Origin of the sequence: Mycolicibacterium gilvum, assembly GCF_900454025.1 — a bacterium.
In the GTDB taxonomy this organism is placed as follows: domain Bacteria; phylum Actinomycetota; class Actinomycetes; order Mycobacteriales; family Mycobacteriaceae; genus Mycobacterium; species Mycobacterium gilvum.
The window spans coordinates 5,094,527-5,118,350 of sequence record NZ_UGQM01000001.1 but is presented as its reverse complement, the minus strand read 5'-3'; the positions used below and the strand labels follow the sequence as shown (position 1 = coordinate 5,118,350).

Annotated in this window: 23 protein-coding genes; 17 read left to right on the top strand and 6 right to left on the bottom strand. The window is 68.8% G+C overall.

What is annotated here, in order from left to right:
- The gene (locus DYE23_RS24035; protein ID WP_011892508.1) at positions 1-1,440 is read left to right on the top strand and encodes an APC family permease; all 1,440 of its coding nucleotides are present in this window, start codon (positions 1-3) and stop codon (positions 1,438-1,440) included.
- On the opposite strand, the gene relZ is transcribed toward DYE23_RS24035, so the two are convergent.
- Positions 1,437-3,170, bottom strand: a complete 1,734-nt coding sequence (gene relZ, locus DYE23_RS24030; RefSeq protein WP_115328368.1) for a bifunctional ribonuclease/(p)ppGpp synthase — start codon at positions 3,168-3,170, stop codon at positions 1,437-1,439. The two genes, DYE23_RS24035 and relZ, sit on opposite strands and share 4 nt — an antisense overlap.
- Positions 3,171-3,221: 51 nt before the next feature.
- Between relZ and purB the strand changes: the two genes are divergently transcribed.
- Both purB and DYE23_RS24020 read left to right on the top strand, forming a co-directional pair.
- Positions 3,222-4,640, top strand: coding sequence for an adenylosuccinate lyase (purB, locus tag DYE23_RS24025; protein ID WP_041799904.1), 1,419 nt, complete (start codon positions 3,222-3,224; stop codon positions 4,638-4,640).
- A gap of 60 nt (positions 4,641-4,700) precedes the next feature.
- Complete coding sequence (locus DYE23_RS24020) at positions 4,701-5,273, top strand: DUF1707 SHOCT-like domain-containing protein (RefSeq protein ID WP_011892511.1); 573 nt, start codon at positions 4,701-4,703, stop codon at positions 5,271-5,273.
- 68 nt (positions 5,274-5,341) lie between these two features.
- Here the strand turns inward: DYE23_RS24020 and DYE23_RS24015 are convergent, their stop codons facing one another.
- A complete protein-coding gene (locus DYE23_RS24015) occupies positions 5,342-5,974 on the bottom strand; it encodes a hypothetical protein (protein ID WP_115328367.1) in 633 nt (210 codons plus the stop codon).
- Between the two features lie 83 nt (positions 5,975-6,057).
- Between DYE23_RS24015 and DYE23_RS24010 the strand changes: the two genes are divergently transcribed.
- The 6 genes from DYE23_RS24010 to DYE23_RS23985 all read left to right on the top strand — a co-directional run bounded on the left by DYE23_RS24010 (position 6,058) and on the right by DYE23_RS23985 (position 12,605).
- Positions 6,058-6,951 (top strand): phosphoribosylaminoimidazolesuccinocarboxamide synthase, encoded by an 894-nt coding sequence (locus tag DYE23_RS24010; RefSeq protein ID WP_115328366.1) that lies wholly within the window; start codon positions 6,058-6,060, stop codon positions 6,949-6,951.
- Entirely contained in the window at positions 6,948-9,068 is a 2,121-nt protein-coding gene (locus DYE23_RS24005) for a S9 family peptidase (protein ID WP_115328365.1), read from the top strand. Before DYE23_RS24010 ends, DYE23_RS24005 begins: the two co-directional genes overlap by 4 nt.
- Before the next feature lie 15 nt (positions 9,069-9,083).
- The gene (locus DYE23_RS24000) at positions 9,084-9,665 is read left to right on the top strand and encodes a TetR/AcrR family transcriptional regulator (protein ID WP_013470809.1); all 582 of its coding nucleotides are present in this window, start codon (positions 9,084-9,086) and stop codon (positions 9,663-9,665) included.
- Between the two features lie 9 nt (positions 9,666-9,674).
- Entirely contained in the window at positions 9,675-10,169 is a 495-nt protein-coding gene (locus DYE23_RS23995; RefSeq protein ID WP_013470810.1) for a glutathione peroxidase, read from the top strand.
- A 67-nt stretch (positions 10,170-10,236) separates the two neighbouring features.
- Positions 10,237-10,941 carry a DUF2334 domain-containing protein gene (locus DYE23_RS23990; protein WP_011892517.1) on the top strand — a complete coding sequence of 235 codons (705 nt, stop codon included), beginning with the start codon at positions 10,237-10,239 and terminating at the stop codon, positions 10,939-10,941.
- A gap of 26 nt (positions 10,942-10,967) precedes the next feature.
- Positions 10,968-12,605, top strand: a complete 1,638-nt coding sequence (locus DYE23_RS23985; RefSeq protein WP_115328364.1) for an FAD-binding dehydrogenase — start codon at positions 10,968-10,970, stop codon at positions 12,603-12,605.
- 88 nt (positions 12,606-12,693) lie between these two features.
- On the opposite strand, the gene DYE23_RS23980 is transcribed toward DYE23_RS23985, so the two are convergent.
- The gene (locus DYE23_RS23980) at positions 12,694-13,347 is read right to left on the bottom strand and encodes an MBL fold metallo-hydrolase (RefSeq protein ID WP_115328363.1); all 654 of its coding nucleotides are present in this window, start codon (positions 13,345-13,347) and stop codon (positions 12,694-12,696) included.
- Between the two features lie 44 nt (positions 13,348-13,391).
- Between DYE23_RS23980 and DYE23_RS23975 the strand changes: the two genes are divergently transcribed.
- From DYE23_RS23975 to purQ, 3 genes are read left to right on the top strand one after another with little or no spacing between them, the layout of a single operon-like run.
- Complete coding sequence (locus tag DYE23_RS23975) at positions 13,392-14,054, top strand: ATPase (protein ID WP_174905247.1); 663 nt, start codon at positions 13,392-13,394, stop codon at positions 14,052-14,054.
- A 35-nt stretch (positions 14,055-14,089) separates the two neighbouring features.
- Complete coding sequence (gene purS, locus DYE23_RS23970) at positions 14,090-14,332, top strand: phosphoribosylformylglycinamidine synthase subunit PurS (RefSeq protein ID WP_011892521.1); 243 nt, start codon at positions 14,090-14,092, stop codon at positions 14,330-14,332.
- Positions 14,329-15,003, top strand: coding sequence for a phosphoribosylformylglycinamidine synthase subunit PurQ (purQ, locus tag DYE23_RS23965; protein ID WP_011892522.1), 675 nt, complete (start codon positions 14,329-14,331; stop codon positions 15,001-15,003). Before purS ends, purQ begins: the two co-directional genes overlap by 4 nt.
- Positions 15,004-15,080: 77 nt before the next feature.
- Here the strand turns inward: purQ and DYE23_RS23960 are convergent, their stop codons facing one another.
- Both DYE23_RS23960 and DYE23_RS23955 read right to left on the bottom strand, forming a co-directional pair.
- Entirely contained in the window at positions 15,081-15,878 is a 798-nt protein-coding gene (locus DYE23_RS23960) for a family 1 encapsulin nanocompartment shell protein (protein WP_115328362.1), read from the bottom strand.
- A 12-nt stretch (positions 15,879-15,890) separates the two neighbouring features.
- Positions 15,891-16,925: a Dyp-type peroxidase gene (locus DYE23_RS23955; RefSeq protein WP_011892524.1), complete on the bottom strand. Its 1,035-nt coding sequence runs from the start codon at positions 16,923-16,925 to the stop codon at positions 15,891-15,893.
- A gap of 51 nt (positions 16,926-16,976) precedes the next feature.
- Between DYE23_RS23955 and DYE23_RS23950 the strand changes: the two genes are divergently transcribed.
- Genes DYE23_RS23950 through DYE23_RS23930 form a run of 5 tightly spaced genes read left to right on the top strand, consistent with a single transcriptional unit; the run spans position 16,977 to position 23,373 of the window.
- Positions 16,977-18,236 (top strand): M18 family aminopeptidase, encoded by a 1,260-nt coding sequence (locus DYE23_RS23950; RefSeq protein ID WP_115328361.1) that lies wholly within the window; start codon positions 16,977-16,979, stop codon positions 18,234-18,236.
- 14 nt (positions 18,237-18,250) lie between these two features.
- Entirely contained in the window at positions 18,251-18,592 is a 342-nt protein-coding gene (locus DYE23_RS23945) for a VOC family protein (protein ID WP_115328360.1), read from the top strand.
- A gap of 31 nt (positions 18,593-18,623) precedes the next feature.
- Positions 18,624-20,984, top strand: coding sequence for a phosphoribosylformylglycinamidine synthase subunit PurL (gene purL, locus DYE23_RS23940; RefSeq protein WP_115328359.1), 2,361 nt, complete (start codon positions 18,624-18,626; stop codon positions 20,982-20,984).
- The gene (locus tag DYE23_RS23935; protein WP_115328358.1) at positions 20,981-22,702 is read left to right on the top strand and encodes an alpha/beta hydrolase; all 1,722 of its coding nucleotides are present in this window, start codon (positions 20,981-20,983) and stop codon (positions 22,700-22,702) included. Before purL ends, DYE23_RS23935 begins: the two co-directional genes overlap by 4 nt.
- A complete protein-coding gene (locus DYE23_RS23930; protein WP_115328357.1) occupies positions 22,702-23,373 on the top strand; it encodes an Rv0804 family intramembrane glutamic endopeptidase in 672 nt (223 codons plus the stop codon). The genes DYE23_RS23935 and DYE23_RS23930 overlap by 1 nt, the downstream gene beginning before the upstream one ends.
- Here DYE23_RS23930 and DYE23_RS23925 read toward each other — a convergent pair.
- Positions 23,267-23,731, bottom strand: coding sequence for a PPOX class F420-dependent oxidoreductase (locus DYE23_RS23925; RefSeq protein WP_115328356.1), 465 nt, complete (start codon positions 23,729-23,731; stop codon positions 23,267-23,269). The genes DYE23_RS23930 and DYE23_RS23925 overlap by 107 nt on opposite strands.
- Between the last annotated feature and the right edge of the window lie 93 nt (positions 23,732-23,824).

The following is a 23,824-nucleotide window of genomic DNA, read 5'->3' as shown; positions in this document are numbered from 1 at the left end:
ATGTCGGAACACACGACCGGCACGGGCACTACCGAGAAGCAGCCCGAACTGCGGCGGGTGATGGGCCCCGGCCTGCTCCTGCTCTTCGTCGTCGGGGACATTCTCGGCACCGGCGTCTACGCTCTCGTCGGCGACGTCGCCGGTGAAGTCGGTGGCGCGGCCTGGCTTCCGTTCCTCGTCGCGTTCGCCATCGCGACCATCACCGCGTTCAGTTATCTGGAGCTGGTGACCAAGTATCCGCAGGCCGCTGGAGCTGCGCTTTACGCGCACAAGGCCTTTGGGATCCACTTCATCACCTTCCTGGTGGCTTTCGTCGTCATGTGTTCCGGGATCACCTCGGCATCAACGGCTTCGAGGGCGTTCGCGGCGAACTTCTTCACCGGTGTGGGTGTCGAGGATGCGCCGAAGGCCGGCGTGCTGATACTGGCCCTGGTGTTCATGGCCGCTCTCGCGGCGATCAACTTCCGCGGCGTCGGTGAGAGCGTGAAGCTCAACGTGATCCTGACGATCGTCGAGATCACCGGCCTGGTGCTGGTGATCCTGGTCGGGCTCTGGGCGTTCACCGGGGGCGGAGAGGTCGACTTCTCTCGCGTCGTGGCGTTCGAGACCGCCGAGGACAAGAACACCTTCCTGGCCATCACGGCCGCCACCTCGCTGGCCTTCTTCGCGATGGTGGGATTCGAGGATTCGGTCAACATGGCCGAGGAGACCAAGGATCCGGTGCGGACCTTCCCGAAGATCCTGCTCTCCGGTCTGTCGATCGCCGGCGTCGTCTACATCCTGGTCTCGATCGTGGCCGTGGCGCTCGTCCCGGTCGGCAAGCTCGAAGAGAGTGACACTCCGCTCGTCGAGGTGGTCAGAGCAGGCGCCCCCGGATTGCCGATCGACACCATCCTGCCGTTCATGACGATGTTCGCGGTGTCGAACACGGCGCTGATCAACATGCTCATGGCCAGCCGGCTGATCTACGGCATGGCCCGCCAGCACGTGCTGCCGCCCGCACTCGGCCTGGTGCATCCGACCCGGCGTTCCCCGTGGGTGGCCATCATCTTCACCACCGTGATCGCGTTCGGACTCATCGCCTACGTGTCGGCCTTCGCCAGCAGCAACGCGATCTCGATCCTCGGCGGCACGACCAGTCTGCTTCTGCTCTCGGTGTTCGCCGTCGTCAACGTGGCCGTGCTGGTGTTGCGACGCGACGTCGTGCGGGCGGGCGGGCATTTCACGACGCCGACCGCGCTTCCCGTCATCGGATTCCTCGCGTCGCTGTATCTGGTGCTGCCGTTCTCGGGGCGGCCGGTCCAGCAGTACATCGTCGCCGGCGGACTCGTCGTCATCGGCGTCGTGCTGTTCTTCATCACCCAGCTGATCAACAAGCAACTCGGTATCAAGTCCGGGCGCATCACCGACCCGACGCACCTCGGGTCGTCGCCCGACTAAACCGGCCGCAACCGCGCCAGCCTGGCTTCGAGCAGCTTGACGCGGTGCGAATTGTCCTGCAGCCGAATGTAATCGGTGCCGTAGAGGGCCAGGAGGGCGTCGTCGAGACGGCGGACCGCACCGGCTGGATAGCGGTAGTCCATCGCGGCGTTGACGGCATCGGTGTCGATACCGGCCAGCGCGGCGTCGACCTCGTCGATCGAGTCGATCCCGAGGTCGAGGAGCAGCCCGGCGATCCACGCGTAGTGGTCGGTGCGCGACCACCCGGCGTCGGGGAAGCGGTTGCCCAGGTAGGTGGCCAGCACCGGCGTCGGGAGGCGGGGGTCGCTGCCGATCTCGGGTTCGGCGGTCTCCGGCAGCGCCGTCCGCAGCCGTTCCCGCACCGCGGAGAACTCGCGGTCGGCGAGCTCGAGCAGGCCGGCGGCGAGCGTGAAGCGCCTGTCGAGGTCGGGCACGTAGGCCTCGGGAATCGAACCCTTGTAACGGATTTCGTGTTCGAACTCGGCCCACGCGTGCTGCAGGACGGTGCGCACCTGGATGGACGCGGGTTGCTGGACGCCCTCGACGCCCATCAGCAGGTGCCGGCTGGCATACCCCCAGCGGCCTTCGCGTGCGGTCTCCTGACCCATGTCGCGGTCGTCGAGCAGTCGCATCTCCTCGGCGAGCAGGTTGGCGACCGTGTCGACGTCCTCACGCAGGTAGGTGATGACACGCAGACCGATCAGATCGGTGACCTCGACCAGCGGCTCGCTGTAGAGCGGCTTCCCGTCCGCGCCGCGTCGCCGGGTCTTGGCCGCGAAGGACTCGACGGTCTTGGTCCGCGCGGCGACCGACAGATAGTTGATGCCCGCGTCGTCGAGAAGCCCGGTGACCAGCGCCAGATAGTGGTCGGTCGCCTCCACCAGTGCGGGGCGCCGCGAGGCGTACTCGGCGACCACGGCCGACGGGCGGGTGAGGTCCGGGTGCCGATCCGGACGCGACTTCTTCGTGGGCGCCGCCTCGGGTAGGCGGGACTTCGGCAGCGACGGCGTGAGGATGTAGCCGGACGCGTGATCGCCGTAGATCGTCACGTCGTCGGGCCGGTGATACCAGTACAGACCGACATAGGCGCAGATCACGGCGTCGACCGGATCCTCGTCGCGGTCGAGATGGCTGGGCTTGGTCGCCGCTTCGACCCGCTTGCGCAGCTCCACCCACGCCACGCTGCGGTTGACGCGCAGCCGGGGGGTCGCGTCGTCGAGCCCTTCGATGAGCGTCATCAGCCGCAGCAGTTCACGGTGGCGATCCTCGAACGGCCCGCGTTTGTACTTCAGTGTCCTGTCCAGGTCGAACAGCACCACCGTCGCCGGATGCGGATACACCTCGATGGCCCGGCGGGGGGCGGCCGACGACGGATCGGTGTCCAGGCCGAGCCGTTCGGCGATCCGGGCGGCGCGGGGGTGCTTGAACTCCGGCCGGTCGGTGAACGCCGGACGGGCGCCCGCCTCGAAGCGTGAAAAGTCCCGGTTGAACCGCGTCTCCGCCGGCCGGTGCCCGGTGGCGTTCTTGACGATCAGCGGGGCGTCGATCGCGACCAGGCATTCCTCGGCGGTGTAGGGCGCGATCGCCGCGGCGATGCTGTCGTCGTCGGTCGCCGCACCCACGTGCAGGAGCCGGCCGTCGGAGTCGACCACGGCGACGCCGGTCTGGTTCTTCTCGCCCCAGGCGAGGTCGAGCCCGACGAAGTTCATGGGCCTACTGTGCCCGATCGCCGGGTGCGGGGACTCGTAAGCTGTGTCTTCGTGAGCATCCCGAACGTTCTGGCCAACCGCTATGCCAGCGAGGAGATGGTGGCCATCTGGTCACCGGAGGCGAAGATCGTCGCCGAGCGACGGTTGTGGATCGCGGTGCTGAAAGCGCAGGCAGAGCTGGGTGTGCCGGTGCCCGACGGGGTCGTCGACGATTACGAGCGTGTCCTGGAGAACGTCGACCTGGCCTCGATCGCCGCGCGGGAGCGGGTCACCCGCCACGACGTGAAGGCCCGCATCGAGGAGTTCAACGCCCTGGCCGGCCACGAGCACGTGCACAAGGGCATGACCAGCCGCGACCTCACCGAGAACGTCGAGCAGCTGCAGATCCGGCGGTCGCTGGAACTGGTGCACGCCCACGGCGTCGCGGTCGTCGCGCGCCTCGCCGAACGCGCCGCGCTCTACCGGGACGTCGTGATGGCCGGCCGGTCCCACAACGTCGCCGCGCAGGCGACGACGCTCGGCAAGCGGTTCGCGTCGGCCGCCGAGGAGATGCTCGTCGCGCTCAAGCGGGTCGGCGAGCTGATCGACCGCTACCCGTTGCGCGGGATCAAGGGGCCGATGGGCACCGCGCAGGACATGCTCGACCTGTTCGACGGTGACACCGAGCGCTTGGCCGACCTTGAGCGCCGCGTCGCCGGATTCCTGGGCTTCACCGACATGTTCACCAGCGTCGGCCAGGTCTACCCGCGCTCACTGGACCACGACGTGGTCTCGGCGCTCGTGCAACTCGGGGCCGGGCCGTCGTCGCTGGCCCACACCATCCGGCTGATGGCCGGCCACGAACTGGTGACCGAGGGGTTCGCGCCGGGGCAGGTCGGTTCGTCGGCGATGCCGCACAAGATGAACAGCAGGTCGTGCGAACGCGTCAACGGCCTGCAGGTGGTGCTGCGCGGCTACGGCTCGATGGCCGCGGAACTCGCCGGCGCGCAGTGGAACGAGGGGGACGTGTTCTGCTCGGTGGTCCGTCGCGTCGCGCTGCCGGACGCGTTCTTCGCCCTCGACGGGCAGACCGAGACGTTCCTGACGGTGCTCGACGAGTTCGGCGCCTATCCCGCCGTGATCCAGCGTGAACTCGACCGCTACCTGCCCTTCCTGGCCACCACCCGGATCCTGATCGCTGCGGTGCGGGCCGGGGTCGGGCGCGAGACGGCGCACGAGGTCATCAAGGAGCATGCGGTCGCCGTCGCGCTCGCGATGCGCGAGCGCGGTGCCGAACCGGACCTGCTCGACCGCCTCGCCGCCGATCCGAGGCTGCCGCTGGACAGGCCCGCCCTCGATGCGGCGCTCGCCGACCGGCAGGCGTTCAGCGGGGCGGCGGGCGATCAGGTCGACCGCGTGGTCGCCGAGGTCGAGGACCTCGTCGCGCGGTATCCCGGTGCGGCCGAATACACCTCGGGCGCGATCCTCTGAGTCACTGAAGCCGAACGACACTGGTGGTCGGGCCACGCACGTCCGCCTAGTCTGGGTGCGGTGGACTCCGGACAACCCGACATCAGGGCATCGGACGCCGACCGCGCCGCGGTGACCCAGATCCTCGAACACGCCGTGGGACAGGGCATGCTCACGCTCGACGAGTACACCGAACGTATCGACGTCGTGCTCGGGGCGCGGACCCGCCGCGAACTGGACACCGTCATCGCGGATCTGCCGCACATTCGTCGCGCACCCGCCCCGGCCCCTCCGGAAGTGCTGAGGACCTGGATGTCCGGCATCTCGCGCAAGGGGCCGTGGACCGTACCGCCGCGGCTGCGTCTGGTCACCCGAATGTGCTCGACCACACTGGATTTCACCTCTGCGGTGCTGCACAACCCGGTGGTGCACATCGACATCGACGACTACTTCAGCGCCACCGAGCTGATCCTGCCCGACGGCGCCACAGCCGACCTGAACGGCGTCGTGCAGGTCGGGGCCTCCACGACGGTGAAAGTCACGTCGAGTCCGCCGTCGCGGGCCCTGCACGTCGTGGTCACCGGCAGGGTGCGTTTCGGCTCGGTGACCGCCAGGCATCCGTTCGGGACCGCGCTCAAGCGTCTGCTGAAGTAAGGCTGCCGAGATTGCGTCGACGCAGAAGAAGGTCGAGATGAGGCCTGCTGGAATGCAATTTCGGCGGGCTATTTGGCGCGTTTGAGGTTGGCGGCCCTGATCCCCGAGGCCCGCAGTTCCAGGGCCGCCAGCCCGCGGATCGCGACCGGGTCCTGCTCGCGCCACGCGCCCACGGGATCGGGGTTGATCGCGGCCAGTTTGGGCAGCGGCCGGTTGGCCAACGCCCGCAGAGCCAGCAACTGCTCGCCCGCCCAGGTCGACGACAGCGTCACTGCGGTCCACTTGCGGCGGAAGAATCGCACCCGCAGGAACAGCCACGGCATCATCAGCGCCAGGATCGGCGGCGCGGCCACGGCCAGCGCGAGCAGCCACGCCAGCCAGCCCGCCGTGACGCCCAGCGACTGCCCTGCGCCCGCGATCTCCCGTGCCGCGTCACCCGCTCCGCGCAGCGGGCCGGCCAGCGCACCGCCGATCAGCGGCACGTCGTCGGCGCTGTTGCCCGCGTTGTCGAGGTTTCCCGCGACACCGTTGGCGCCGCCCTCGAGTTGATAGCCGAACTCGGCGATCGTGGACACGGCCGCGTGCACGGCGGTCCCGACCCACACCCAGGCGGCCGTCCATGCGATCACGACGATGTCGCTGACCAGCTGCCACAGCAGTCGGACCGGGGTCGTGGCGTACGGAATCCAGCGGGATCTCATGTGACCGATCACAGCACGTTTCCCCGCCGCTTCGCTCGCCCCTTTCCCACGGGCCCCTTTTTGCGGCCGGATAGGCTGGCCCGATGCGTCCCGCTCTGTCCGACTACCAGCATCTGGCCAGCGGAAAGGTCCGTGAGCTCTACCGTGTCGATGACCGGCATCTGTTGTTCGTCGCGACCGACCGGATCTCGGCCTACGACTTCATCCTCGATTCCGAGATCCCCGACAAGGGGCGGGTGCTGACCGCGATGAGCGTGTTCTTCTTCGGGCTCCTCGACTCGCCGAACCACCTGGCGGGTCCGCCCGATGACGAGCGGATCCCCGAGGAGGTGCTCGGCCGGGCGCTGGTGGTCCGCCAACTCGACATGCTGCCGGTCGAGGCCGTCGCCCGTGGCTATCTGACCGGCTCCGGGCTGATCGACTATCAGAAGACCGGCTCGGTGTGCGGCATCCCGCTACCGTCCGGCCTCGTCGAAGCCAGCAAGTTCGACGAGCCCCTGTTCACGCCGGCGACCAAAGCCGACCTCGGCGAGCACGACGTCAACATCACCTACGACGACGTCGTCGAGCTCATCGGGGCCGAGCGTGCCGAGCAGTTGCGCGAGCGCACCCTCGCCGTCTACCAGCAGGGCGCCGACCATGCGTTGAGCAACGGCATCATCGTCGCCGACACCAAGTTCGAGTTCGGCATCGGCGCCGACGGGGAGCTCGCCCTGGCCGACGAGGTGTTCACTCCGGACTCCTCGCGCTACTGGCGCGCCGACGACTACGCGGAGGGGCAGGTGCAGAACAGCTTCGACAAGCAGTTCGTCCGTAACTGGTTGACCGGCACCGACTCCGGCTGGGACCGCAACGGCGACCAGGCTCCGCCGCCGCTGCCGCCCGACATCGTCGCAGCTACTCGGGCGCGCTATATCGAAGCCTACGAACGTATCTCGGGTCTGCGGTTCGACGACTGGATTGGAGGAGCCGCGTGAGCGGTGACGTCAGGGCGCCCATCGCGCAGCGAGTCGACTCCCAGCGCGTCCATCACGGGGACGTCTTCGTCGACCCGTACGAATGGCTGCGCGACAAGGAGAACTCCGACGTCGTCGACTACCTGAAAGCGGAGAACGCGTTCACCGAACACGTCACCGAATCGCTGGCGCCGCTGCGGCAGAAGATCTTCGACGAGATCAAAGCCCGCACCAAGGAGACCGACCTCTCGGTGCCCACCCGCCGCGGCGACTGGTGGTACTACGGACGCAGCTTCCAGGGCAAGCAGTACGGCGTTCAATGCCGTTGCCCCGTCGACGATCCCGAGGACTGGACGCCGCCCGAACTCGACGAGAACACCGAGATCCCCGGCGAGCAGGTGCTTCTCGACGAGAACGTCGAGGCCGAGGGCCACGACTTCTTCTCCCTCGGAGCCGCCAGCGTCAGCGTGGACGGTAACATCCTGGCGTACTCGGTCGACGTCAAGGGCGACGAGCGGTACACCCTGCGATTCAAGGATCTACGCACCGGGAAGCGCTACGACGACGAGATCACCGGCATCGGTGCGGGCGTGACCTGGGCCGCCGACAACGCCACCGTCTACTACGTCACCGTCGACGACGCCTGGCGTCCGGACACCGTGTGGCGGCACCGCCTCGGCTCCGGGCAGCCGGCGCAGCGCGTGTATCACGAACCTGACGAGCGCTACTGGATCGGCGTCGGCCGGACCCGGAGCAACAAGTACGTGATCATCGCCGCCGGCAGTGCCGTGACCTCCGAACTGCGCTACGGCGATGCCGAGGACGGGGACACCGACTTCACCGTCGTCTGGCCGCGACGCGACGGCGTGGAGTACTCGATCGAGCACGCTGTCGTCGGCGGGCAGGACCGGTTCCTGATCCTGCACAACGACGGTGCCGAGAACTTCACTCTCGTCGAGGCACCGGTCGCCGACCCGACCGACGTCACCACCCTGATCGAGCACCGTGAGGACGTGCGCCTCGACGCCGTCGACGCGTTCGACGGGCACCTGGTCCTCAGCTACCGCGAGGACGCGTTGCCGCGCATCCAGCTCTGGCCGGTCACGGACGCCGGATACGGGCGAGCACAGGACATCACCTTCGATTCGGAGCTGATGTCGGTGGGGCTGTCGGCGAACCCGAACTGGAGCGCGCCGAAGCTGCGCATCGGTGCGACGTCCTTCGTCACCCCCGTGCGCATCTACGACCTCGATCTGGCGACCGGAGAACGGACATTGCTGCGCGAGCAGCCCGTACTCGGTGACTACCGGCCCGAGGACTATGTCGAGCGGCGCGACTGGGCTGTCGCCGAAGACGGTGCCCGAGTGCCGATCTCGATCGTCCACCGCGCCGGTGTGCAGTTCCCGGCACCGGCGATGCTGTACGGATACGGCGCATACGAGTCCTGCGAGGATCCCCGCTTCTCGATCGCGCGTCTGTCGCTGCTTGACCGCGGAATGGTGTTCGCGGTCGCGCACGTGCGTGGGGGTGGCGAGCTCGGCAGACCCTGGTACGAACACGGCAAGATGCTGGAGAAGCGCAACACATTCACCGATTTCATCGCGGTGGCACGTCACCTCGACGAGAACGGGACCGTCCGTCCCGAGAACCTGGTGGCCTACGGAGGTAGCGCCGGCGGTCTGCTGGTGGGGGCCGTGGCCAACATGGCGCCCGAACGGTTCGCCGGGATCCTCGCCGCGGTGCCGTTCGTCGATCCGCTGACCACGATCCTGGACCCGTCGCTTCCGCTCACCGTCACCGAATGGGACGAATGGGGAAATCCGCTGGACGACCCCGAGGTCTACCGGTACATGAAGTCCTATTCGCCGTATGAGAACGTCTCGCCCGGGAACTACCCGTCGATCCTGGCGATGACCTCCCTCAACGACACCAGGGTGTTCTACGTCGAACCGGCAAAATGGGTTGCCGCACTGCGTCATGCGCAGAAAGATCCGGCCGCCGAGTCGGCCAGGGTGCTGCTCAAGACCGAGATGAACGCCGGACACGGAGGTATCAGCGGGCGCTACGAGCGGTGGAAGGAGACCGCGTTCCAGTACGCGTGGCTGCTGGACGTCGCGAAGGCCGAAACCGGCGGCTGACTCGAAGGACACAGCATGACCAGGGGTTCCTACCACCACGGCGACCTCAAGGCCGTGATCCTCGCGCAGGCGGCGACACTCGTCGCCGAACGCGGGGCCGACGGAGTCTCGTTGCGCGAATTGGCCCGCGCCGCAGGCGTATCGCACGCCGCCCCGGCACACCACTTCACCGACCGGCGGGGCGTGTTCACCGCGCTGGCGGCCCAGGGATGGCGGATGCTGGCCGCGGCGCTGGGGGAGTCGAGGCCCGAATTCCTCGACGCCGCACTGGCCTACGTGCGGTTCGCCGTCGACCATCCCGGCCATTACGAGGTGATGTTCGACCGGTCGCTGGTCGATCCGGACAACCCGGAGCTGGTCGCAGCCCAGACCGAGGCCGGCGCCGAGCTCGCAGCCGGCGTCGGGACGCTCGACGACGCACGTGCCCGGGAGGACCCGCAGGCGGCCGGCCTGGCCGCGTGGTCATTGGTGCACGGCTTTGCGATGCTGTGGCTCAACGAAGCGATCGACACCGATGCCGACGCCGTGTACACCGCGCGCCGGGTGGCCCGGATGTTGTTCACCCCTGGACCTGTCGGCGATGCCGACCGCGGGTAGCGTCGTGCCATGACTTCTGCGCTCACGGCAATCCCGCTCACGACGCTCGACGGCCGGTCGACCACGTTGGCCGAGTTGGCCGACGGCGCCGCGCTCGTCGTCAACGTCGCCTCCAAGTGCGGTCTGACACCGCAGTACACCGCACTCGAACAGCTCGCCAAGGACTACGGCCCGCGCGGGCTGACGGTGATCGGGGTGCCGTGCAACCAGTTCATGGGGCAGGAGCCGGGCAGCGCCGAGGAGATCCAGGAGTTCTGCTCCACCACCTACGGCGTGACGTTCCCCCTGCTGGCGAAAACCGACGTCAACGGCGCCGACCGCCATCCGCTGTACGCCGAGCTCACCAAGACCGCCGACGACGCCGGAGAGGCCGGCGACGTGCAGTGGAACTTCGAAAAGTTCCTGCTCGCCCCCGGCGGCGAGGTCGTCAAGCGGTTCCGACCCCGCACCACCCCCGACGATCCCGCCGTGATCGCGGCGATCGACGACGTGCTGGGAACGTAGCCGGACGCTCATCTGGCGGCGGGGTGTCGGCCACCGTCAGGACACCTGACGTTGCGACACTGCGGGTGTGGCAGGACAACTGATCGTCTCGATCTCCGGTGTCAGAGACCGCACCCTCGACGATGTCGCAGACTTCCGGGCCCAGCTCCGCGAGCGGGGGGTGCCCGCGTCGTTCCTGGTCGCCCCACGACTCAAGGGCGGCTATCGGCTCGACCACGACGCGCCCACCGTCGACTGGCTGACCGCCCGCCGCGCCGACGGAGATGCCATCGTGTTGCACGGATACGACGAGGCCGCCACCAGAGCGCGCCGTGACGAGTTCGCGACGCTGCAGGCCCACGAGGCGAACCTGCGCCTGATGGGCGCCGACCGCGTGCTCGAACACCTCGGCCTGCGTACCCGGCTGTTCGCCGCGCCGGGCTGGAACGTGTCACAGGGGACTCTGATCGCTCTGCCCCGCAACGGGTTCCGATTGGTCGCCGGGCTGGCGGGCATCACCGATCTGGTCCGGCGGGACATGGTGCGCGCCCGTGTCCTGGGTATCGGCGAAGGCTTCCTGACCGAACCCTGGTGGTGTCGCACTCTGGTTCTCGCCGCGGCCCGCACCGCGCGTCGGCACGGTGTCGTACGTGTCGCGGTGGCGGCCCGGCACCTGAGGAAACCCGGTCCGCGCCAGGCCATGCTCGACGCCGTCGACCTGTCGCTGATGCACGCGTGCACGCCGGCCGTCTACGAATGGTCACCTCTTCCTGCGCTGACCGACGCCGCATGACGGGTCCGGCTCGCTAGATTGGCCCAATGACTGCTGATGTCATCGTGGTGGGCGCCGGGCTGGCCGGGTTGGTGGCGGCGTGTGAGCTCGCCGAACGGGGCCGGTCCGTGCTGATCGTCGACCAGGAGAACTCGGCCAACGTCGGTGGCCAGGCGTACTGGTCGTTCGGCGGACTGTTCTTCGTCGACAGCCCCGAGCAACGGCGACTGGGCATCCGGGACAGCCACGAACTCGCGCTGCAGGACTGGCTGGGCACCGCCGGTTTCGACCGCGCCGAAGACCACTGGCCCCGTCAGTGGGCGCACGCGTACGTCGATTTCGCGGCCGGTGAGAAACGCAGCTGGCTGCGCGACCGCGGGCTGCAGATCTTCCCCCTGGTCGGATGGGCCGAACGCGGAGGCTACGACGCCAACGGCCACGGCAACTCGGTGCCGCGGTTCCACATCACCTGGGGCACCGGTCCTGCGCTCGTCGACATCTTCGCCCGTCGGCTGATCGGCAACCCTCGGGTGCGGTTCGTCCACCGCCACCGCGTCGACGAGCTGATCGTCGACGACGGCGCCGTCGTCGGGGTCCGCGGTGCGGTACTGGAGCCCTCGGATGCTGTGCGTGGCGCGCCGTCGTCACGAAATGTGTTCGGCGACTTCGAATTCCGTGCGCAAGCGGTGATCGTCGCCAGCGGCGGAATCGGCGGCAACCACGAACTGGTCCGCAAGTACTGGCCCGAGCGCATGGGCCGGGTGCCCGAACAGTTGCTCAGCGGGGTGCCCGCCCACGTGGACGGCCGCATGCTGGAGATCTCGGCGACTGCGGGCGCGAGCGTCATCAACAGCGACCGGATGTGGCATTACACCGAAGGAATCACCAACTACGACCCGATCTGGCCGCGCCACGGGATCCGGATCCTACCCGGACCGTCGTCGCTGTGGCTGGACGCCACCGGTAAACGGCTTCCGGTGCCGCTGTACCCCGGGTTCGACACGCTCGGCACGCTGGAGCACATCGCGCAGACCGGCCAGGACTACACCTGGTTCGTGCTGAATTCGCGCATCATCGACAAGGAGTTCGGCCTGTCCGGGCAGGAGCAGAATCCCGACCTCACGGGGCGCAGCATCCGCGCCGTCCTGGAACGCAGCCGCAAGGGCCCCGCGCCGGTGCACGCGTTCGTCGACAAGGGCGTCGACTTCGTCACCGCCACGTCGTTGCGCGAGCTGGTCACCAGGATGAACGCGATCCCCGGTGTCGTGCCGCTGGAGTTCGGTGTCGTGGAGGCCGAGGTCACCGCCCGCGACCGCGAGGTGACCAACCGGTTCACCAAGGACGGCCAGGTCACCGCGATTCGCGCCGCGCGTGCCTACCTGCCCGACCGGATCAGCCGCGTGGTGGCGCCGCATCGGTTGACCGACCCCAAGGCCGGTCCGCTGATCGCGGTCAAGCTGCACATCCTGACGCGAAAGTCGTTGGGCGGCTTGCAGACCGACCTCGACTCCCGGGTGTTGCGGGCCGACGGCACGGTGCTGCCGGGGTTGTACGCCGTCGGTGAGGCTGCCGGGTTCGGCGGCGGCGGCGTCCACGGCTACCGGTCGCTGGAGGGGACGTTCCTGGGCGGGTGCGTGTTCTCGGGTCGTGCGGCGGGGCGCCACGCGGCGGTCGCGGTGGGCTAAGGCCGGGCAGGCACTCGCGAGCACTCGCGAGCAGACGCGAACTCGCACGACACGCCGACGACACGCGCGAGTTTGTGAGTGCTCGCGGTCAGAAGGTGACCGCGTTCTCCTGCTCGAGGACCTGGAAGTCGGTGTCGGTCATCTCGGTCAGGCGGCCGTAGAAGATGGGCCGCCCGATCGGGTCGATGATCGCCTGGTGGATGGGCACGGCATGGGTGGGCGCCACCGCGCGCAGATAGTCGACGGCCTCGGAGATCCTCAACCACGGCGCGGCGGCCGGGGTGGCGAGCACGTCGACCGGCTCGTCGGGAACGAACAGCGCATCGCCGGGATGCATCAGGCGCGCCGGGTGCTCACCGTCGCCGACCAGATACGAAATGTTGTCGATCACAGGGATTTCCGGATGGATGACCGCGTGGGTGCCGCCCGCACCGCGCACCGTGAGGTGCCCGATGCTCAGCTCGTCGCCGACGTTGACGGCCTGCCACGGGCCGCCGAGTTGGGCCGCGGTCTGTGGGTCGGCGTACAGCGCAGCCTGTGGATTGGCCTCGATGAGGGCGGGCAGCCGCTCGACGTCGACATGATCGGGGTGCTGATGGGTGATCAGGATCGCCGCCAGACCCGTGATCCCCTCGAACCCGTGCGAGAAGGCGCCCGGATCGAACAGTACCGACGTCTGGGCGTCCTGCGGCCCGCTGAAGCTCGCGAGAAGGCATGAATGGCCGAAATGTGTGAGCTGCATCCCTATATTGTGACGCGCACCGGGCGTGTGGGGGTGGGGTGTACGTGCGATCGTTGTTCGCGCTGGCTGTCGCGATGTGGGGACTGATGGCGTCGCCGGGGGTCTCTGATGCCGCCCCGGAAATCTGCCCGCCCGCCTGCGACGGCATCCCGGGGTCGGCCTGGATCTACCCGGGCGCGATCCCGCTGGCCCCGGTCTATCGCTGGCCGGACCTCGCCGGTATCGCCATCGCCACGACGGCCCCGCGGTTCGCGTTCGAGTCGTGGTGCGCCAGCCCGCCCCGCGACGGCGACCCACGCGACTACGCCGTCGCAGCCCGCGCCGAGATCGTCAACAGCCCAGGTCAGTGGAGCCTTCAGGTGCAGGTCGTGCACTGGCGGGGCGACACCGTCACCGGCGGCCGCGACGCGCTGGAGACCCTCGAATGGGCCCGGATGGCGCTGTCGGCCTGCCAGCTGACCGCACCCACGGTGTCCCCGTCGCTGACGACCAGCGAGGCGATGCAGTTCGCGGCGGTGGTCAGCGGTGCCGGCCGTGTCATGCGCACCTACCTGGTCGTCGACCCGGCCAGCAGCACACTCGTGGAGATGACGCTGTGGTCGGCGACGCCGCCCGCGGTGCCGTGGCGCGGCGTGCCGGCCGACGCGGAGGTCTTCGACTCGATGGCGGTGCCGCTGTGCACCGCCTATCTGGGCTCATGCCGATGACGCGACGGCCCGGTCACCGCAGGTAGAGTGACCGCGTGGCAAAAGTGGTGGTGAACGTGATGCCGAAGACCGAGATCCTGGATCCGCAGGGGCAGGCGATCGTCGGCGCGCTGGGCCGGCTCGGGTTCGAGGGAATCTCAGATGTCCGGCAGGGCAAGCGATTCGAACTGGACATCGACGGCGACATCGACGACGCGAAGCTCGCCGAGATCGCCGAGGGTCTGCTCGCGAACACCGTGATCGAGGACTGGACCGTGACGCGGGAGGACGGCGAATGACCGCCCGCGTGGGCGTCATCACATTCCCCGGCACGCTCGACGACATCGATGCGGCGCGCGCGGTGCGTCTGGCCGGCGGCGAAGCGGTGAACCTGTGGCACGCCGATGCCGACCTCAAGGGTGTCGACGCGGTGATCGTGCCGGGCGGCTTCTCCTACGGCGACTACCTGCGCGCCGGCGCCATCGCCCGGTTCGCACCCGTGATGGGCGAGGTCGTCGCCGCCGCGGGCAGGGGCATGCCCGTGCTGGGCATCTGCAACGGCTTTCAGGTGCTGTGCGAGGCCGGGCTGCTGCCCGGGGCACTGACGCGCAACGAGAACCTGCACTTCATCTGCCGCGACACCTGGCTTGAGGTCGCGTCGAACTCGTCGGCGTGGACGTCGCGCTACGAGCAGGGCGCCGATCTGCTGGTGCCGTTGAAGTCCGGCGAGGGCCGCTATGTCGCGAGCACGGAGGTGCTCGACGAGCTCGAAGGGGAGGGCCGTGTGGTGTTCCGCTACCGCGAGAACCTCAACGGCTCGATGCGCGCTATCGCGGGCATCAGTTCCGCGAACGGGCGCGTGGTCGGTCTGATGCCGCACCCCGAGCACGCCACCGAGGCGCTGACCGGTCCGTCCGACGACGGGCTGGGCATCTTCTACTCGGCGCTGGACGCAGTTCTGGTCGCCTGACCCGCGGTGAGCGCGCGGTCCTGCACGCCCCGACACGGAGTGTCGGCGTGCAGACACGCGCTCTCGCGGTGCAGAGGTCAGGCGCTCAGGGCGACCGAGGCCTCCGCGGTGTAGCACAGGAATGTCATCGTCTCCTCGAGGTACAGCTGCACGGTCGCCGAGTCGTGCGACGAGTAGCCGATGCACACGTCGGTGCCCAGCTGCAGATCGAAATCGCCTCCGCGCGTGGACAACACGAATGCTCCGTCGATGGCGGGCGCCCAGATGATGTCCCCGTCGACGAGTCGGCTGAGGTGCTCGCGGATCGGATAGCCGTGCGCGGTGGTCTCGCTGACCTTGGTGTACACATCCGCCGACAGCAGCACGCTGTACGGGCCGTCGACGCCGGCCAGCCGAAGCTCCGAGAGCGCCTGGCTGATCACGTCCGGGATGTCGCAGGGGTCTTCGGGCAGCGCCAGGCTCGGACACGTGCTCGACTTGCGGATGCCGCCGATGTGCGCGGCCTCGTAGCCCTCGAAGATCGCCCGGTCCTCGGCGAACGCCAGCTTCATGGCGGCCTCCTTCACCGGGTCCCAGTCTGAATCCTGCGAACCACGCTCGACGTCGTCGACGTCGGTTCGGTTGACGGTGAACGGAACTCGCAGCCGCACCAGCGGGCGGGCGTCGCGCAGGTGGGCCACCACCCCGTCGCCGGGGGACGTCACGTCGACCAGATGACCCGTGCTCACCGCCGCCGTGACCGGCCCGCCGGGCTCGCTGACGTCGACGACACGGCGTCCGGCGATGTGCCGCTTGAACGTGCGGGTGGCCTCCTGCTCGATCTCGGCCCACGCCGCCGCGGTGATCGGGGCCAGGTCCCGGTACAGGTTGTTCATCGCTTCATCCTTTCAACCACGGCGGACTTTCAGGCTGCCGATCGCCAGAGAGCCGTGATAGCCGACCGGCGCCGAGCCGTCGGGGTCGTCGGTGTCGTCGGTGTCAGGGACCGCGCCGGGCAGAGGCGGCGGGTCGTCGAGGAAGTCGTTGATCGGGGTGAAGAACATCGACCCCGTCACCGCGGTCGAGAAGTCGAGCACGCGGTCGGTGTTGCCCGGCGGGTCACCGAGGAACATGTTGCGCAGCATCCGCTCGGTGACCGCCGCGGTGCGCGAGTAGCCGATGAAGTAGGTCCCGAACTCACCCTTGCCCACCTCGCCGAACGGCATGTTGTGCCGCACGATCTTGAGCTCCGTGCCGTCCTCGTCGGTGATGACGTTCAGCGCGACGTGGGAGTCGGCGGGTTTGACCGCATCGTCGAGCTCGATGTCGTCGAGTTTGGTCCGGCCGATCACCCGCTCCTGCTCCTCGGTCGACAGCGCGTTCCATGCGTCCATCCGGTGCACGTACTTCTGCACGTGCACGTAGCAGCCGCCGGCGAAGTCGGGGTCCTCGTCACCGATGCGGGTCGCGCTGTCGGCCAGCGGGCCGTCGGGATTCTCGGTGCCGTCGACGAACCCGAGCAGATCACGGTTGTCGAAGAAGCGGAAGCCGTGCGTCTCGTCGACGACGGTGATCGCCCCCATCGCCGCGACCAGCTTGGTCGCCAGCTCGAAGCAGACGTCCATCGTCTCGGCTCGGATGTGGAACAACAGATCGCCCGGCGTCGACGGCGCGCGGTGGCGGCCGCCGTCGAGCTCGACGAACGGGTGCAGTTCGGCCGGGCGCGGTCCGGAGAACAGCCTGTCCCACGCGTCGGAGCCGATCGACGTCACCACCGACAGCCGCTTGGCCGGGTCCCGGAACCCGACCGCGCGCACCAGCCCGGCGATGTCGGGCAGCGCGTCGTGCACCGCGCGCTCGCCGCCGTCGTCGATCGTGGCCACCAGGAAGATCGCCGCCGGTGTCAGCGGAGCCAGGACCGGCTGCGGCAGGGGAGCGGGCACGGGTCCGACCCTAAATCAAGATCGGCGGCGCTGATCGGCGAAGATGGAAAGATGCCTGCTAGCCCTCAGGGTCTGTGCGAGTTCATCGACGCGTCTCCGTCGCCGTTCCACGCGTGCCGCACCGCGGCGGACCGGCTGCTCGCGGCGGGCTTCACCGAGCTGGCCGAGAGCGACCCGTGGCCGGAAGCGGGCGACTTCTTCGCGGTGCGGGCCGGCTCGCTGATCGCGTGGCGGTCGAACACCGACAGTGCCGCTGCACCGTTCCGCGTCGTCGGCGCCCACACCGACAGCCCGAACCTGCGGGTCAAGCAGCATCCGGACCGGTTCCTGTCCGGCTGGCAGATCGTCGCGCTGGCTCCCTACGGCGGTGCCTGGCTGAACTCGTGGCTGGACCGTGACCTGGGTGTCAGCGGCCGCCTGTCGGTGCGCGACGGCAACACCGTCCGGCACCTCCTCGTGCGGGTCGACGACCCGATCCTGCGGGTGCCGCAGCTGGCGATCCACCTGTCCGAGGACCGCAAGGGTGTGGAGCTCAACCCGCAGCGGCATGTCAACGCGGTGTGGGGCGTCGGGGGCGGGGCCCGCTCGTTCCTCGGGTACATCGCCGGGCGGGCCGGGGTCACCGAGGACGACGTGCTCGGCTTCGACCTGATGACCCACGACCTCGCCCCGTCGCGGCTGGTCGGCGCCGACGGGGAGCTGGTCAGTGCGCCCCGGCTGGACAACCAGGCGACCTGCTACGCCGGTCTGGAGGCGTTCCTCGCCGCGGAACCCGACGGTGTGGTCCCGGTGCTGGTGCTCTTCGACCACGAGGAGGTCGGCTCGCAGTCCGACCACGGCGCTCAGTCCGACCTGCTGCTCACGACGCTGGAACGCGTCACGCTGGCCGCCGGCGGCAGCCGGGAGGACTTCCTGCGCCGGCTGCCTGACTCGGTGGTGGCGTCGGGGGACATGGCCCACGCCACCCACCCGAACTATCCCGAACGCCACGAACCGGGTCACCTGATCGAGGTCAACGCCGGTCCGGTGCTCAAGGTGCAGCCCAACCTGCGCTACGCGACCGACGGGCGCACTGCGGCGGCGTTCGCGCTGGCGTGCGCTCAGGCCGGGGTGAACCTGCAACGCTACGAGCACCGGGCCGACCTGCCGTGCGGATCGACCATCGGCCCGATGACCGCGGCGAACACCGGGATCCCCACCGTCGACGTCGGCGCCGCCCAGCTCGCGATGCACTCGGCGCGCGAGGTGATGGGCGCGACCGATGTCGCCGACTATTCGGCGGCATTGCAGGCGTTCTTGTCACCGGTCTGACCTACGGTCGAGCCATGGCACTCAAGATCGAGATGATCACGTTCGACTGTGTGGATCCCGACACGCTGGCGTCCTGGTGGGCCGAGGCTGCGGGTGGAGAGGTGAATGCCGTCGCGCCAGGGGAATTCGTGATGGTCGCCGCCGAAGGGCGCCCGGCGCTGGGCTTCCAGCGGGTGCCCGACCCGACACCGGGCAAGAACAAGGTGCATCTGGATTTCCACGCCGGGGACCGGGAAGCCGAGGTGGCCCGCCTCGTCGGGCTGGGCGCGACGGAGACCGGCCGGAACAATTTCGGTCCCGAGTTCGAATGGGTGGTGCTCGCGGACCCGGAGGGCAACGCGTTCTGTGTGTCCTGAGTCGCAGCGCCACGCTGGCTAGACTGTCGCGGTGACGTCTGGGTTGACCCAAGAGGTAGACACTGTCGAGCGGGCCGCCGCCACTCCCGGCCAGCCCCAGCCCTATCGGGAACTCGGGCTCAAGGACGACGAGTACGAGCGGATCCGCGAGATCCTCGGCCGTCGGCCCACCGATGCCGAGCTCGCGATGTACTCGGTCATGTGGAGCGAGCACTGCTCGTACAAGTCCTCGAAGGTGCATCTGCGCTACTTCGGGGAGACGACCACCGAGAAGATGCGCGAGACCATGCTCGCGGGCATCGGTGAGAACGCCGGAGTCGTGGACATCGGCGACGGCTGGGCCGCCACGTTCAAGGTCGAGTCCCACAATCACCCGTCCTACATCGAGCCCTACCAGGGTGCGGCGACCGGTGTCGGCGGCATCGTGCGCGACATCATGGCGATGGGTGCGCGCCCGGTGGCCGTGATGGACCAGCTGCGATTCGGCGCAGCCGACGCCCCGGACACCCGGCGCGTGCTCGACGGCGTGGTGCGCGGGGTCGGCGGCTACGGGAACTCGCTGGGCCTGCCGAACATCGGAGGCGAGACGATCTTCGACGCCAGCTACGCGGGCAACCCGCTGGTCAACGCGCTGTGCGTCGGCGTACTGCGCAAGGAGGACCTGAAGCTGGCGTTCGCGTCCGGCGCCGGCAACAAGATCATCCTGTTCGGCGCGCGGACCGGGCTCGACGGTATCGGCGGGGTGTCGGTGCTGGCGTCGGAGACCTTCGGCGGCGACGAGTCGGGCAGCGCGGGCGGACACGAAGCCGGAGGCGGAGCTGGACCATCCAGGTCACGCAAGAAGCTGCCGAGCGTGCAGGTCGGCGACCCGTTCACGGAGAAGGTGCTCATCGAGTGCTGCCTGGAGCTCTACGCCGCCGATCTGGTGGTCGGCATCCAGGATCTCGGCGGCGCCGGATTATCTTGTGCCACTTCGGAACTGGCTTCCGCCGGCGACGGCGGCATGCGGGTCGAGCTGGAGCAGGTGCCTCTGCGGGCGGCGAACATGACCCCCGCCGAGATCCTGTCGAGCGAGTCGCAGGAACGCATGTGCGCGGTCGTGACCCCCGAGAACGTGGACGCGTTCATGGCGGTCTGCCGTAAGTGGGATGTGCTGGCCACCGTCATCGGCGAGGTCACCGACAGCGGACGACTCGAGATCACCTGGCACGGTGAGACCGTCGTCGACGTGCCGCCCCGCACCGTCGCCCATGAGGGGCCCGTCTACGAGCGTCCGGTGCAACGTCCCGACAGCCAGGACGCACTGATCGCCGACACCTCGGCGTCGCTGACGCGTCCGGTGACCGGCGAGGAGTTGCGCGCGACGCTGCTGGCGATGGTCGGCAGCCCGCATCTGTGCAGCCGTGCGTTCATCACCGAGCAGTACGACCGCTACGTGCGCGGCAACACCGTGCTGGCCGAGTACGCCGACGGCGGGGTGCTGCGCGTCGACGAGCAGACCGGCCGGGGAATCGCGATCTCGACGGACGCATCCGGGCGCTACACGGCGCTCGATCCCTACACCGGGGCGCAACTCGCGCTGGCCGAGGCGTACCGCAACGTCGCGGTCACCGGGGCCACGCCCGTCGCGGTCACCAACTGCCTGAACTTCGGGTCGCCCGAAGACCCGGGTGTGATGTGGCAGTTCTCGCAGGCGGTCCGCGGACTGGCCGATGGTGCTGCGGCGCTGGGGATTCCGGTCACCGGTGGCAACGTCAGCTTCTACAACCAGACAGGGACGACGGCCATCCTGCCGACCCCGGTCGTGGGTGTGCTCGGCATCATCGACGATGTCAAGCGCCGCATCCCGACCGCCTTCGGAAGCGAACCCGGCGAGACGCTGCTCCTGCTCGGCGACACCCACGACGAGTTCGACGGGTCGATCTGGGCCGAGGTGACGGCCGGGCATCTCGGGGGCGTGCCGCCGAAGGTCGACCTCGAACGCGAACAGCTGCTGGCCGAGGTGCTCACCGCCGCGTCCCGCGACGGTCTGGTGTCCGCCGCGCACGACGTGTCCGAGGGTGGGCTGATCCAAGCCGTGGTCGAAGCCGCGCTGGCCGGCGAAACCGGTTGCCGCCTCGTCCTTCCCGAGGACTTCGACGATGACACTGGCGTGTTCGTCTTCTTGTTCTCGGAGTCGTCGGGCCGGGTGGTGGTCGCGGTACCGCGCACCGAGGAGAGCCGCTTCACCGCGATGTGCCAGGCCCGCGGATTGCCGGCGACCCGGATCGGCGTCGTGGATCAGGGACCTGAAGGCGGCGAACCGACCGTCGAGGTGCAGGGACAGTTCACCGTCGGCATTGAGGAGTTGCGGCGCACGTCGGAGGGCGTGCTGCCCGGGTTGTTCGGGTGACGGCGAGCGACACCGGGAAGAACCCCCGTTACGTCTGGGCGTGGCGACTGCTCCGCCTGGACTTCACCGGTGTCGCGCTGGGTGCGCTGTTCTTCTGCGTCTCACTGACGCCGTCGCTGCTGCCCCGGGACTGGTTGTTCCAGGGGCTGATCGGCGGGATCAATGCCGCGATCGGCTACGGCATCGGCGTTTTTCTCGAGCGGATGCTGCGTCGGTTCGTCCTGGCGAACCGGTTGTGGTGGCCGCTGTCGCCACGCCTGCGAAATGCGCTGAAGACGGTCACCGTCGCCGTGTCGGTGGGTGCGTGCGTCCTGATGGTGATCCCCGCCGCGGCCTGGCAACGGCAGGTGTCCGGTCTGATGGGCATGGAAGGGCCCGGTACCACAAGCTATCTGCGGCTTCTGCTCATCGCCGCCGCGGTAGCCGCCGTGTGCGTCGCGACGTCCCGGCTGTTGCTCGGCGCGATCAAAACCCTGGCCCGGTTGCTGATCCGCCGCTGGCGGCTCTCCGACGAGATGGCACTGTTCTTCGGCACCGCGGTGGTCGTCATCCTGGTCATCACCCTGGTCAACGGCGTGCTGATGCGAGGGTTCTTCGCCGGTGCCAACCAGGTGTTCCAGCCGCAGAACACGACCACCCGCGAGGGAGTCGTCCAGCCGGAGGAGCCCGAGAAATCCGGGAGCCCCGACTCGTTCGCCACGTGGGACACCCTCGGCTTCCAGGGCCGCAACTTCGTCGGTACCGGACCCCACGCAGAAGAACTGAGCCGGATCAACGGCAGGCCGGCCGAGGAACCGATCCGGGTGTACGTCGGGCTGCAGACCGCCGACACCGACGAGGCCCGGATGGCGGTGCTGCTCAGCGAACTCGAGCGCACCGGCGCTTTCGACCGCGAGGTGCTGGTGATCGTCCCGACCACCGGTACGGGCTGGGTGAATCCGATCGCGGCCCGATCGCTGGAGATGATGTACAACGGGGACACCGCGATCGTCGCGTCCCAGTATTCGTATCTGCCGAGCTGGATCTCCTTTCTCGGGGATCAGGAGAAGTCGATGGCGGCCGGGCGGCTGCTGATCGACGCCGTCCACGGACGCTGGGCGACGTTGCCGCCTGAGAGCCGACCGCGGTTGATCCTGTACGGCGAGAGCCTCGGATCGATGGCGGGACAGGGTGCTTTCGACTGGTTGCCCGACATCTCCCGGATGGGATTCTCGTCGGTGCTGTGGGTCGGTCCTCCCAACGCCAGCCCGCTGTGGCGGGCGATCACGATACGGCGCGACCCGCGGACCCCGGAGGTCGAGCCGCGTTACGACGACGGGCGGACCGTGCGGTTCTCGCAGGGCAACAACGCCGCACAGATCGCCGAGGACACCCGGTCGCCCTGGGATGAGCCGAGAGTGCTTTTCCTGCAACACTCCTCGGATCCGATCGTCTGGTGGTCCCCGGACCTGTTGTTCACCCGCCCCGACTGGCTGTCCGAGCCGCCCGGTCGTGACCGCACGACCGCGATGCGCTGGTATCCGATCGTCACGTTCTGGCAGGTCGCCGCCGACATGACGAATGCGTCCTCGGTGCCGGGTGGTCACGGGCACAACTACGGCGAGTACATCCTCGACGGCTGGGCCGGAGCGGCCCCGCCGGACGGCTGGACACCGGGGGACACCGAGCGCATCCGCGTGGCGCTGGCGCAGACCGGAAGTGAGGACGGCGACTTCTGATGCGCGACACGGTGCGCGCGGCCGGCCTCGCAGCGGTGCTGCTCGGCTGGAGCGCGACGGCGCCACGCCTTCCTCACAGGTGGAATCCGTTGCCGCACATGTTGTTCTGCTCAGCGGTGACGCTGCTGTCCCGGCCCTCGCCGGGGCTGCGTCCCGCCGAGTTGGGACGCGGCGTCCGCTGGGGGAGTGCGGCCGCGGGCGCGGTCGGTCTGGGTGTGGCCGCCGGGCTGATCGCCCCGCCCGTCCGCGCCGGCATGGCGGAACGCGAGCTGCCCGCCGCCCCCACGCGATGGCTGCTGCTGCGTATCCCGTTCGCGACGGTCGGGCCCGAGGAACTGACCTATCGCGCTGTGCTGGGGGACACCGCGGCCCGTGCTTTCGGACCGAGACCGGGGAGGCTTTTCACGGCAGCGGTTTTCGGGCTGTCACACATCCCCGATGCGCGCGCGACGGGCGACAGTGTGCCGGGCACAGTCCTCGTCACCGGCGCTGCGGGCTGGGTGTTCTCATGGCTCTACGAGAGGTCGGGGAGCCTGGCTGCCCCGATCCTGGCCCACCTGGCCGTCAACGAAGCCGGGGCAGTTGCGGCGCTGGCCGTTCAACGGCGACGTTGCGGACGTGGGCGACCAACTGGTGCGGTTCGGTCACCTGATCGTCGATCCCGAAGCTGATCACCCGCCGCGGGAACACGCGGATGATCGCGGCATCCAGGGGCTCACCGTCGGGTTCGCGCGGAACATCCACCGGCACAGCCTGTTCGGCGACTCCCCGGATCTCCAGGCATCGCACCCGCCACGGATCACGCGAGAAGATGTCGTCGACGACGAACGCCACCTTCGGGTTCACTGCGATGTTGCGGAACTTGCGGCTCCTCGACATGTCGTATCCGCTGATGTCGATGGTGCCCAGCTGCTCGTTGTAGGTGAATCCGACGGGGCTGTTCTGCGGGGTGCCGTCGGGCTGAATCGTCGCCAGCCTGCCCAGGTCGGTCTGCTGCATGAATTCGATCTCCAGCGGGGTGAACGTCATGCGGGGACGCTAGAACCTCAATCGTCATTGAGGTCAAGGGCGACATCAGTGGCCGGCGGCGTGGACCCGAACGGTGCTCTGAGAAGCTGGGCC

Excerpts from the sequence above, each read along its gene's own strand:
- purQ (WP_011892522.1), top strand. The coding sequence starts at position 14,329 with ATGACCGCCCGCGTGGGCGTCATCACATTCCCCGGCACGCTCGACGAC.
- DYE23_RS23925 (WP_115328356.1), bottom strand. The coding sequence starts at position 23,731 with ATGACGTTCACCCCGCTGGAGATCGAATTCATGCAGCAGACCGACCTG.
- DYE23_RS23930 (WP_115328357.1), top strand. The coding sequence starts at position 22,702 with ATGCGCGACACGGTGCGCGCGGCCGGCCTCGCAGCGGTGCTGCTCGGC.
- DYE23_RS24035 (WP_011892508.1), top strand. The coding sequence starts at position 1 with ATGTCGGAACACACGACCGGCACGGGCACTACCGAGAAGCAGCCCGAA.
- DYE23_RS24000 (WP_013470809.1), top strand. The coding sequence starts at position 9,084 with ATGACCAGGGGTTCCTACCACCACGGCGACCTCAAGGCCGTGATCCTC.
- DYE23_RS24010 (WP_115328366.1), top strand. The coding sequence starts at position 6,058 with ATGCGTCCCGCTCTGTCCGACTACCAGCATCTGGCCAGCGGAAAGGTC.
- DYE23_RS23980 (WP_115328363.1), bottom strand. The coding sequence starts at position 13,347 with ATGCAGCTCACACATTTCGGCCATTCATGCCTTCTCGCGAGCTTCAGC.
- DYE23_RS23995 (WP_013470810.1), top strand. The coding sequence starts at position 9,675 with ATGACTTCTGCGCTCACGGCAATCCCGCTCACGACGCTCGACGGCCGG.
- DYE23_RS23945 (WP_115328360.1), top strand. The coding sequence starts at position 18,251 with ATGGCACTCAAGATCGAGATGATCACGTTCGACTGTGTGGATCCCGAC.
- DYE23_RS23960 (WP_115328362.1), bottom strand. The coding sequence starts at position 15,878 with ATGAACAACCTGTACCGGGACCTGGCCCCGATCACCGCGGCGGCGTGG.
- DYE23_RS23985 (WP_115328364.1), top strand. The coding sequence starts at position 10,968 with ATGACTGCTGATGTCATCGTGGTGGGCGCCGGGCTGGCCGGGTTGGTG.
- DYE23_RS23950 (WP_115328361.1), top strand. The coding sequence starts at position 16,977 with ATGCCTGCTAGCCCTCAGGGTCTGTGCGAGTTCATCGACGCGTCTCCG.
- DYE23_RS24015 (WP_115328367.1), bottom strand. The coding sequence starts at position 5,974 with ATGAGATCCCGCTGGATTCCGTACGCCACGACCCCGGTCCGACTGCTG.
- relZ (WP_115328368.1), bottom strand. The coding sequence starts at position 3,170 with ATGAACTTCGTCGGGCTCGACCTCGCCTGGGGCGAGAAGAACCAGACC.